This is a genomic window from Ruegeria sp. AP7 (genome assembly GCF_056539905.1).
In genome coordinates this window covers 40,301-50,186 of record NZ_JBQFVT010000020.1, presented here as the reverse complement: position 1 = coordinate 50,186, position 9,886 = coordinate 40,301, and the positions used below count along the sequence as shown (strand labels likewise).

General features: G+C 56.8%; 11 protein-coding genes. 4 read left to right on the top strand and 7 right to left on the bottom strand.

Translation table 11 applies throughout. The features are described from left to right. Positions 1 to 246 (top strand): hypothetical protein (locus tag ACR0KN_RS21655; RefSeq protein ID WP_480656497.1); only part of this gene is annotated, 246 nt, incomplete at its 5' end. Between the two features lie 40 nt (positions 247 to 286). Here the strand turns inward: ACR0KN_RS21655 and msrQ are convergent. From msrQ to ACR0KN_RS21640, 3 genes are all read right to left on the bottom strand, one after another. Further along, a complete protein-coding gene (gene msrQ, locus ACR0KN_RS21650) occupies positions 287 to 901 on the bottom strand; it encodes a protein-methionine-sulfoxide reductase heme-binding subunit MsrQ (protein WP_480656505.1) in 615 nt (204 codons plus the stop codon). 4 nt (positions 902 to 905) lie between these two features. Next, positions 906 to 1,805 carry a protein-methionine-sulfoxide reductase catalytic subunit MsrP gene (msrP, locus tag ACR0KN_RS21645; RefSeq protein WP_480656503.1) on the bottom strand — a complete coding sequence of 300 codons (900 nt, stop codon included), beginning with the start codon at positions 1,803 to 1,805 and terminating at the stop codon, positions 906 to 908. A 131-nt stretch (positions 1,806 to 1,936) separates the two neighbouring features. After that, entirely contained in the window at positions 1,937 to 2,476 is a 540-nt protein-coding gene (locus tag ACR0KN_RS21640; RefSeq protein ID WP_480656495.1) for a winged helix-turn-helix transcriptional regulator, read from the bottom strand. Between the two features lie 40 nt (positions 2,477 to 2,516). Between ACR0KN_RS21640 and ACR0KN_RS21635 the strand changes: the two genes are divergently transcribed. Next, positions 2,517 to 2,894: a VOC family protein gene (locus ACR0KN_RS21635; RefSeq protein ID WP_480656493.1), complete on the top strand. Its 378-nt coding sequence runs from the start codon at positions 2,517 to 2,519 to the stop codon at positions 2,892 to 2,894. A gap of 74 nt (positions 2,895 to 2,968) precedes the next feature. Here ACR0KN_RS21635 and clpB read toward each other — a convergent pair whose 3' ends face one another. Both clpB and ACR0KN_RS21625 read right to left on the bottom strand, forming a co-directional pair. After that, complete coding sequence (gene clpB, locus ACR0KN_RS21630; RefSeq protein ID WP_480656491.1) at positions 2,969 to 5,587, bottom strand: ATP-dependent chaperone ClpB; 2,619 nt, start codon at positions 5,585 to 5,587, stop codon at positions 2,969 to 2,971. Positions 5,588 to 5,714: 127 nt separating this feature from the next. Beyond that, the gene (locus ACR0KN_RS21625) at positions 5,715 to 6,035 is read right to left on the bottom strand and encodes a hypothetical protein (protein WP_010441155.1); all 321 of its coding nucleotides are present in this window, start codon (positions 6,033 to 6,035) and stop codon (positions 5,715 to 5,717) included. A 141-nt stretch (positions 6,036 to 6,176) separates the two neighbouring features. On the opposite strand from ACR0KN_RS21625, the gene pyrF reads away from it, so the two are divergent. Further along, the gene (gene pyrF / locus ACR0KN_RS21620; protein ID WP_480656489.1) at positions 6,177 to 6,881 is read left to right on the top strand and encodes an orotidine-5'-phosphate decarboxylase; all 705 of its coding nucleotides are present in this window, start codon (positions 6,177 to 6,179) and stop codon (positions 6,879 to 6,881) included. A gap of 280 nt (positions 6,882 to 7,161) precedes the next feature. Here pyrF and ACR0KN_RS21615 read toward each other — a convergent pair whose 3' ends face one another. Then, positions 7,162 to 7,554: an NUDIX hydrolase gene (locus tag ACR0KN_RS21615; protein ID WP_170776257.1), complete on the bottom strand. Its 393-nt coding sequence runs from the start codon at positions 7,552 to 7,554 to the stop codon at positions 7,162 to 7,164. An 89-nt stretch (positions 7,555 to 7,643) separates the two neighbouring features. Here ACR0KN_RS21615 and ACR0KN_RS21610 point away from each other — a divergent pair, with 89 nt between their 5' ends. After that, positions 7,644 to 8,897, top strand: coding sequence for a DNA polymerase IV (locus ACR0KN_RS21610; RefSeq protein WP_170703684.1), 1,254 nt, complete (start codon positions 7,644 to 7,646; stop codon positions 8,895 to 8,897). A 2-nt stretch (positions 8,898 to 8,899) separates the two neighbouring features. On the opposite strand, the gene ACR0KN_RS21605 is transcribed toward ACR0KN_RS21610, so the two are convergent. Continuing rightward, entirely contained in the window at positions 8,900 to 9,772 is an 873-nt protein-coding gene (locus tag ACR0KN_RS21605; RefSeq protein ID WP_170703685.1) for an N-formylglutamate amidohydrolase, read from the bottom strand. Between the last annotated feature and the right edge of the window lie 114 nt (positions 9,773 to 9,886).

Genomic DNA, 9,886 nt, shown 5'->3' with positions numbered 1-9,886 from the left:
CTCCGATGCGTCTCAACCGTCTCTCCGGCTCGTCTCCGCCGTTCCCAGCGTCCCAGCAACCACCTCAGCAGCGCCGGTGAAGGGCGTTCTAAGTATATCGCCCAGAAGCCGCAAGTGGAAAAATCAAAAAAACGCAAAAAAACGCAAATTTCATGTTTTAACCATAAAAAACAATTGGATAGAGAAACCGCCTACTCACTCTACCCGGAAGTCGCGAACGCCGACCATCGCAAAACAGCGCCATAGATATGTTATTCACACGGTTACCCACAGACTCGCCCGCGAGTCAGGCTGAATCGGCCTGTCTAAACCGGATCAGGAATGTTGTGATCGGCAGGCGCAGGACCAGAAGGCCTAGGATAATAGCCAGATAGACCAATGGCTCGATCTGAAACCCCTTTGCCAGCATCACATAATGAAGCGCACCCAGAAGCGCTGCCGGATAGACCAGACGATGCAGTTTGCGCCACCGAGGCCCCAAACGGCGAACCGACCAATTGTTGGATGTGATTGCAAGCGGCAGCAACAACACAAAGGCAGCCATGCCAACCGTGATATAGGGCCGCTTGATAATGTCCGCCCAGATTTGGCTGGGAATCTGAACATCCAGAACCAGCCAGATCAACAGGTGCAACGCGACATAGGAAAATGTCAGTACACCTATCGCGCGGCGGAACTTCATCAGATTTAGGCCAGCGAAGCGACGCAAGGGCGAAATCGCGAGACTTAGAATCAGAAGCTGCAGCGCCAATTCGCCAAACTCATGCTCGAGCGCCTCGATCGGCTCGACTCCGAGACCACCGGTCACGCCCTGATAAAATAACCAAGGCGCTGGCAGCGCGCCCAGAAGATAAACGGCCCAAATGGGAATCCGTCGCAAGAGATCGTTGAGCCGCTGCATCATCTCAGTAGTTCTTCGCCAGATCCATGCCTTCGTAAAGACTGGCGACCTCATCTTCATATCCGTTGAACATCAGCGTCGGGATTCGCTTGGCAAACAGACCTCCGCCGATTTGACGTTCCGAAGCCTGCGACCAGCGCGGATGATCCACATTGGGGTTCACATTGCTGTAGAAACCATACTCACGCGGGCCCGCCATGTTCCAACTTGTCGGAGGCTGCGTATCCGTCAGCGTAAGCCGCACAATCGATTTGATCGATTTGAAACCGTATTTCCATGGCACAACCAATCGTAAAGGCGCACCGTTCTGGTTCGGGATATCCCTGCCATAGATCCCAGTTGCCATAATGGTCAGCGGGTGCATCGCTTCATCCAAACGCAACCCTTCGCGATACGGCCAATCGAGCACCGGATATGCGACACCGGGCATCTCATCCGGACGATAGGCCGTTTCAAAGGCCACGTATTTCGCGCCATCCTGAACACCAGCCATGCCGAGCAAATCTGCCAGTTCGAACCCGTTCCACGGGATCACCATCGACCATGCCTCGACGCAGCGGAAACGATAGATTCGCTCCTCGACCGTCATTTCAGACATGATGTCATTGAAATCATATTCTCCGGGGCGGTCGACCAAGCCGTCGATGGTGACACTCCAGGGTTCGGTCACCAGCGTGTGCGCATATTTCGCCGGGTCATCCTTGCGGGTCCCGAATTCGTAATAGTTGTTGTACGAAGTGATCTCTTCCCAGGTATTCGGCTCAAGCGCCTCGGCCGCTGCGGGGCGTGCAAGGCCCGCCAGCCCGACACCCGCCAAACCGGCCATGACCTGCCGCCGGTTCAGGAACGCCGCCCTTGGGGTGACGTCTGAATGCGTCAGTTTGTTGGTCCAGCGATGCGCCATTGGGTTCTCCGTCATTCATTAACCTCGGAACTGAGGTAAGGTCTGATAGCACAGAGCCAAGGAAACAGGCGTCACGATTGAGCGAACAGATTGTAACGAAAACCGCGCATGCTTTTGCGCGGGAATAACAGTCACCCTATATTCAAGCCGACAACACGGTTTATTTCGCAGCCCAGATTGACCGCCTGATAGGTCGGATAAGGCAGCCGGGCCGAAGTTTCGATATCGCGTCGAACCCAGTCCTGCGCCTCCAATTGCTTGAGCGAGGATGACAATGCACGGTCCGTGACCACCTGAAGATCCGACCTAAGCCCAGAAAAGCGCCGAGGTTGGCGGGTCAACGCCAGTATAGGAACCGTCCAGCTGCGGCGCAGTAGCTTCAATTCGGTATTATCAGGCACCAAAGCCATGATTTCTACCGCTACAGCCGCCGCCTGCACCCCGCCTTTGGTCAAACGGAATTCAGGTCGCAAAGGGTGGCCGTGGCCCGGGTTCCGTTCAAGCAAGCCAAGGCTGACCAGATGCTCCAGACTTGCTGCAAATGCCGTCCGGCTTGCCCCGGTCGCGGCGAGTAATGGGGCCTGCCTGCCCGGAACCCCACTATTCAACTGCGCAAGAATATTCAGCGACCAGGCCCGAGAGGTAAGCTTGACAAGTGTCTTAATGTCCATAAAGTATAGTTACTTCATTTTAGGACAAAAGGAAAGTTCCATGCCCCTCGTTTCCTTAGAAAACACCATCACTCTTGCCATTTCGGTCAAAGACCGCCACGCCAGCGCACGCTGGTATAATGAAAAGCTCGGGTTTGAATTGATCCATCACATCGACGAGGCCGGATGGAGCGAGATGCTCACCAAGACCGAGGGCGTGACCCTTGGCTTAGGCGAGCAGGCAGAACCCGCGCCCGGAAACACAGTCCCGGTCTTTGGAGTGGCTGATATCGCAAGCGCACGCGGTGCTTTGGAAGGGGCCGGAGTTCGGTTTGACGGCGAAACCGAGACGATTGAGGGGATGGTCAGCACCGCTACATTCTATGACCCGGACGGCAATGCAATGATGCTGGCGCAGGATTTGGCCGGACAGGCCTGAACGCTCTTAACCCCTATACTAGCTACCAACAAAAAAGACCCGCCTGAATGGCGGGTCTCTTCATTATCGGGGTTTTAATGCACGACCGCATCATCGGGGCGTGGGCGTTCCGATGTGCCCAGCCGGTCTCCGATGATTAAACCCTCGGTTCCGGCTGTAACTGGAACGGTCTCACCATCCTTGATCTCACCAGCCAGCAAAGCCTCGGCCAACGGGTTCTGTAGGGCGCGTTGGATCACGCGTTTCAATGGGCGGGCACCGAAGACCGGATCATAGCCTTCATTGGCCAGCCATTCCTTCGCGCCATCGTCCAGTGCCAACTCGATCTTACGGGCGGCCAGACGTTTCTGCAGGCGCGCCATCTGGATATCGACGATGCCATCCATATCGGCCCGCTTGAGCCGGTCAAAAATGATGGTTTCGTCCAGACGGTTCAGGAATTCCGGCCGGAAATGCGCTCGGACCGCATCCATCACATCGCGCCGCGCCTGAGCGCTGTCCGCACCTTCGGGCAACTGGCTGAGCGCCTGAGACCCAAGGTTCGACGTCAGGATGATCAGCGTCTGTTTGAAGTCCACAGTGCGGCCCTGTCCATCGGTCAACACGCCATCATCCAGAACCTGTAGCAGCACGTTGAACACATCCGGGTGCGCCTTTTCGACCTCGTCAAACAGCACGACCTGATATGGCCTGCGCCGCACGGCTTCGGTCAGCACACCGCCTTCGTCATAGCCGACATAGCCCGGAGGGGCTCCGATCAGACGGGCGACCGCGTGTTTTTCCATGAACTCGGACATGTCGATGCGCACCATCGCGTTGTCGTCGTCGAACAGGAAGTTCGCCACGGCTTTGGTCAGTTCGGTTTTACCCACGCCGGTGGGCCCGAGGAACAGGAACGAGCCCAACGGGCGACCTTCGTCATTCAGGCCCGCACGCGCACGGCGCACGGCGTTGGCGACGGCGGTGACCGCCGCATCCTGACCGATGACGCGGGAGTGCAGATCGTATTCCATCCGCAGCAGCTTCTCGCGCTCACCTTCCAGCATTTTCGAGGTCGGGATACCGGTCCAGCGTTCGACCACCGAGGCGATCTGTTCCGGACGGACCGTTTCTTCGGCCATCATGGCGTTGCTTTCGGCATTTTCGGCCTCGGTCAACTTTTTTTCGAGCTCGGGGATGACGCCGTAAGACAGCTCACCCGCTTTGGCGAGGTTGCCTTCACGCTTGGCGATCTCCAGATCAGCACGCGCTTTGTCGAGCTGTTCTTTCAGATCGCGCGCGCCAGCCAGCTTGTCACGTTCAGCTTGCCATTGGGCGGTCATCTCGGCGGATTGCTCCTGCAGGTCGGCCAGATCCTTTTGCAAGGTTTCCAGACGATCTTTTGATGCCGCATCATCCTCAAGCTTCAGCGCCTCTTCCTCGATCTGCATCTGCAGAATCTGGCGATCCAACTGATCGAGTTCTTCGGGCTTGGAATCCACCTCCATCCGCAGACGCGACGCCGCCTCATCGACAAGGTCGATGGCTTTGTCGGGCAGGAAGCGGTCGGTGATATAGCGATGCGAGAGCGTCGCCGCCGACACTAGCGCCGAGTCGGAAATGCGCACACCATGGTGCAACTCGTACTTTTCCTTGATGCCGCGCAGGATGCTGATCGTGTCCTCGACCGTGGGTTCTGCTACAACAACGGGCTGGAACCGGCGGGCAAGGGCTGCATCTTTCTCCACATATTTGCGATACTCATCCAAAGTGGTCGCGCCGATACAATGCAGCTCGCCCCGGGCAAGCGCAGGCTTGATCAGGTTGGCGGCATCCATTGCGCCGTCGGATTTACCGGCACCAACCAGCGTGTGCATCTCGTCGATGAACAGGATAATCTCACCAGCGGCCTCGGTGACCTCGGTTAGAACGGCCTTGAGGCGTTCTTCGAACTCTCCACGGTACTTCGCACCAGCGATCAGCGCCCCCATGTCGAGCGCAAGCAGCTTTTTGTCCTTCAGCGATTCAGGGACGTCGCCGTTGACGATGCGCAGGGCCATACCCTCGGCAATCGCGGTTTTACCGACGCCGGGCTCCCCGATCAGAACTGGGTTGTTCTTGGTTCGGCGCGACAGAACCTGCATCGAGCGGCGGATTTCCTCGTCCCGCCCAATGATCGGGTCGATCTTGCCTTCAGCGGCCGCTTCGGTCAGGTCGCGCGCGTATTTCTTAAGCGCGTCATAGCCCTCTTCCGCTGAGGCGGTGTCAGCGGTGCGCCCCTTGCGGATGTCGTTGATCGCCTCATTCAGTTTCTGGGCCGATACTGCACCGGCCTCCAAAGCCTCTTTGGCTTTGGATTTCACCATACACAGCGCCATCAAAACGCGTTCGACCGGCACAAAGCTGTCGCCCGCCTTGGTGGCGATCTTCTCTGCCTCGTCCAAAACCTTGGCAGTCTGGCCATCCATATAAATCTGGCTCGCGTCGCCGCTGACCTTTGGGATCTTGCCTATTGCAGCGTCCAACGCCTCAACCACACGGTTCGGTGCGCCGCCAGCGCGTGTGATCAGGTTGCTCGCCAGCCCCTGATCGTCATCCATCAATGCTTTCAGAATATGTGTGGGTTCCAGCCTTTGGTGCCCCTCACGCAGCGCAATGGTCTGCGCCGCTTGCACGAATCCCCGTGCCCGCTCGGTGAACTTGTTCAAGTCCATAGCATTCTCCTTTTCTTAAGCGCCCCGTTTTGACGCGCCCGCTTGGCGGCACGCGTCGGTCTGGGCCTCACATTCAATTTGGGAAATGTCTTTTCCCGTTCAAGGGGCTAGAGCAGATAAATCGGCGTCACCCGCGCGGAATGGAATAGACGGAATAACCGCCGGTTTGGCCCATCAATTCAGCATCATACATTTCAACTAAAGATTGCTCGGCACTGCTGCCTGTGGGGCATGAAACCAGATCAGCTGTATGATCGAGGAAGTTGCCGGTATAGGCTGTCTCCCCTGTCAGTTGACACCAGTCGTCTTCCGATCGATACCCACGCACCAGCAGAAGATTGTCATTGGTTGGAGCCGGTGCAGCACCAGTTTCGGGCGGATCACTCTGAGGCGCGTCTTCGCATGCGGCCAACATCAGTGCCACGCCAAGTAGAATTACTTTTTTCATCTTTTTTATCCCTGTTCTGAACGTTTGCACATTAGCACATTGCGCAATTTAGTACGTGAACCGCTTCACCTCAGGCTTCACGCATAGACAGATCGCTCCGAACCCGTTAGGACGCACACGTTTGCCAAAAAGGAGCCCCCTATGTCCGATGACCGCCTGATCGTAGCCCTCGATGTCCCAAACGCCCTGCAGGGTCTGGCCATGGCTGAGCGGCTGGGGGATGCTGTTTCGTTTTACAAGATCGGGCTGGGGATGCTGACCGGCGGCGGGCTGGCATTGGCCAACGAACTTAAACAGGATCATGGCAAGCGCATATTTTTGGACATGAAGCTGTTCGATATCGGCAATACTGTTGAAAATGCGGTACGTGGGTTGGCGCAGTTTGACTTGGACTTCCTCACCGTTCATGGCGACCCGCATGTGGTGCGCGCCGCAAAGGAAGGTGCAGCGGGCAAAGACTTGAAGATTCTGGCGGTCACCGTCCTTACCTCCCTGAACAGGGACGATTTGGATGCGAGCCTTCTGAAAGTGGGCGATGTTCAGGACCTTGTGGTTGAACGTGCAGCCAAGGCATTTGAGGCGGGGGCCGATGGCGTAATCGCCAGCCCTCAGGAGGCTGCTCTGATCCGGGCCCTACCCCAAGCCGAAGGCCGTCTGATTGTCACGCCTGGAGTGCGCCCGGCTGGCGCTGCACATGGCGACCAGAAACGAGTCGCAACCCCTGCCAGCGCTATTGGAGACGGCGCGGACCACATAGTTGTGGGTCGTCCGATCTATGAGGCGGAGAATCCACGGGCCGCCGCAGAAGCCGTTCTGAACGAACTAATTTCTTTGCCGCGGCACTGACTGAGCAACCGGATTAATGCTGAATAGAGGACAAGTTCGACCTGCAACCAGTTGACCTTACGTCAATTTTCACTGCAGCCGCGCCAAATCGCCCCTGTGCCCGAAAACACACATGAAAAATACGAGTTTATTGCACGATTGGCTTGAAGGTATCGAAATGGGCGAATTTGCGCGATTCTGGGCTTGAGACACTCCCCAACGGGCCATCTCTTCCTGAGGTCCGTTTCCTCCCCCCGCACCAGCGGGGGGCTTTCTTCTGAGAACAACCAACCCTTTTCCACTACCCAAGTTCGGTAAGGTAATCCTTTAGACGGGCAACGAAATTGGGTATGGCAAGTGGGTCGGCCAAATAATCCTGAGGGTGCATCAGGCACCATCCCTGCCCTTCGTCACCAAATTGGACAAGATGCACATCTTGGGCCGGGCGTCGGGCAATAAAGAACCAGCTTTGATCGTATTGACGGGACCATACAAGATCAGTTTCCGACAAGTTCAGCCCAACTTCTTCGACCGTCTCACGCAATGCACATTCTATGGGGGATTCGCCCTCCTCTCGCCCTCCGCCGGGGAAATCGAAATGCCCGGGAAAGGGGATATCATCTTTTTGGTCTCGCAGAATCACAAGCAATTCGTCCCCGAGGAACAGCGCAGTTTTGGCCCCCGTGAAATCCATCAATCCCCTTTTTATTCCAGCCCAATCGAGATAGATTCTAACCGACCCAGAGACTTCGCCAAGTCGAAACTGGCCCGAAAGAACCTGTGATGCCTGCTATCTGTCGCGATTGTTTAAATCAAATAGAGCAGAGCAAGCGCTGCACATACTGTGGCAGCCCACGATTGAAATCGCACCCCGAGTTGTTCGATCTAACCATCGCCCACATGGATTGCGATGCCTTCTACGCATCTGTCGAAAAGCGCGATAATCCCGAACTGGCAGACATGCCGGTGATTATCGGGGGTGGAAAGCGCGGGGTGGTATCGACCGCGTGTTATGTCGCGCGTATACGCGGCGTGCGATCAGCGATGCCGATGTTCAAGGCACTTCAGCTGTGCCCCGATGCGGTCGTGATCAAACCGCGCATGTCGGTTTATGCCAGCGTTTCACGCCAAATCCGGGAGATGATGGACGAATTGACGCCTGTTGTGGAACCGCTGTCACTGGATGAGGCGTTTATGGACTTGTCGGGCACTGAACGACTGCATGGTGCGCCACCAGCTGTAATGCTGGCACGGCTGGTCAGACGAATGAAGGATGAACTTGGCTTGACAGGCTCAATCGGTCTTAGCCACAACAAGTTTTTGGCCAAGGTAGCTTCAGATCTGGACAAACCGCGCGGGTTTTCGGTGATCGGCAAGGCTGAAACAGCTGAATTTTTGCACGAAAAACCTGTGAGGTTGATCTGGGGAATTGGCCCGGCAGCGCAGGAATCGCTGGATCGTGCAGGAATTCGAACATTTGCCGATCTTCTGCGCTGGGATCAGGAGGCACTGACCGCCCGGTTCGGATCGATGGGCTATCGGTTATGGCATCTGGCCCGAGGGCAGGACAAGCGGCGCGTCTCTGCGCATGAACCGATGAAGTCGATAAGCAACGAGACCACGTTCTTTGAAGACACCGCCAGCATCGAAATATTAGACGGACACCTGTGGCGCATGTCCGAAAAAGTGGCCGATCGCGCCAAAGCCAAGGGATTGGCGGGTCGGATTGTGACGCTGAAACTGAAACAAGCCGATCACAAAGTCATTACCCGGCGCGTGTCATTGCGCGACGCGACACAGATCGCGGACAGGATATATCGCACGGCGCGCGGATTGTTCGATCAGGTCGGGGATCAGGGCCCGTATCGCCTGCTTGGATGTGGCCTATCCGATTTGTGCACCGAGGATCAGGCCGATATTTCGGGTGATTTGCTAGATCCCGGTGCCACACGCAGATCCCAGGCTGAACGGGCCACAGACGATATTCGCCGCCGATTTGGTAGTGATGCGATCGTTAAGGGACGCGCGCTGCGCTAAGGCTATTCGGCAGCCAGCGACAACGGATCCGACCCTATGGAGGCAATCTTGCCGGAGACCTGCCGCAGTACCTCACGGAACGACTGAAAGTTGCCGTTTGGCTGAATCGTATCTTCGTCCATATAAAGAGAGCGGTCGATCTCGATCTGGATCGCGTGTTGCTGCCGGGTTGGGCGGCCATAGGTCTGAGCGACATAGGCCCCTGCGAAAGGCGCATTACGTGCCACATTCAGGCCCGCATCTGTGAACGCAGATTCAATCTGATCGACGATCAACCCCGAGGCAGCAGCACCAAACCGATCACCCAGAACGATCTCGGGGCGCGTACTGCCAGAGCCGCCGGCCATTGCGACCGCCTCATGCGGCATCGAGTGGCAATCGATCAGGATCGCTTGCCCGAACATCTCGTGCGATTCGGACAGAAGGGATTTCAGTTTTTGGTGATAGGGCCGCCAGTAAGTGTCGATCCGCAGGCGCGCTTCGTCCATCGTCAACTTACCACTGTAAATCGCGCGCCCATTGGCGACCACGCGGGGGATCACGCCCAGCCCCGAAGCCACACGCGGATTGTGCCCGTGACGGCGCGCGCCCTGAATCAGCGCCGGATCCAATTCATCAGCACTGCGATTCAGGTCCAGATAGGCGCGTGGCATGGCCGCGGCGAGGAATGGCGCTCCGGATTCCGGGGCCGAGTCGAATAGCTGATCGACATAGGCATCCTCGGAAGACCGAATCATTTTACGGTTCAGTACAGACCGTTTAAGCAACGACGCGGGATATGCCCGACCGCTATGCGGAGAGGCAAATACCACGCATGAGGTACGCTCTGCGGGCATATCCAGAACATAGGCTGCATTGGTCGCGGCGTTGGGCATGGGCTCTCCGTTCGTTCGCATTGAACATAGACCGGAAAATAGTTCTGCCAAACCCCTTGATCCCCCTAACGACTCCTTTTATAGACCCCGCTACCGGCGCGGGGTTCTGCGCCC

Coding starts and splice junctions, on each gene's coding strand:
- ACR0KN_RS21605 (WP_170703685.1), bottom strand. CDS start 9,772: ATGCCCAACGCCGCGACCAATGCAGCCTATGTTCTGGATATGCCCGCA.
- clpB (WP_480656491.1), bottom strand. CDS start 5,587: ATGGACTTGAACAAGTTCACCGAGCGGGCACGGGGATTCGTGCAAGCG.
- ACR0KN_RS21635 (WP_480656493.1), top strand. CDS start 2,517: ATGCCCCTCGTTTCCTTAGAAAACACCATCACTCTTGCCATTTCGGTC.
- ACR0KN_RS21610 (WP_170703684.1), top strand. CDS start 7,644: ATGCCTGCTATCTGTCGCGATTGTTTAAATCAAATAGAGCAGAGCAAG.
- msrQ (WP_480656505.1), bottom strand. CDS start 901: ATGCAGCGGCTCAACGATCTCTTGCGACGGATTCCCATTTGGGCCGTT.
- ACR0KN_RS21640 (WP_480656495.1), bottom strand. CDS start 2,476: ATGGACATTAAGACACTTGTCAAGCTTACCTCTCGGGCCTGGTCGCTG.
- ACR0KN_RS21615 (WP_170776257.1), bottom strand. CDS start 7,554: ATGGATTTCACGGGGGCCAAAACTGCGCTGTTCCTCGGGGACGAATTG.
- pyrF (WP_480656489.1), top strand. CDS start 6,177: ATGTCCGATGACCGCCTGATCGTAGCCCTCGATGTCCCAAACGCCCTG.
- ACR0KN_RS21625 (WP_010441155.1), bottom strand. CDS start 6,035: ATGAAAAAAGTAATTCTACTTGGCGTGGCACTGATGTTGGCCGCATGC.
- msrP (WP_480656503.1), bottom strand. CDS start 1,805: ATGGCGCATCGCTGGACCAACAAACTGACGCATTCAGACGTCACCCCA.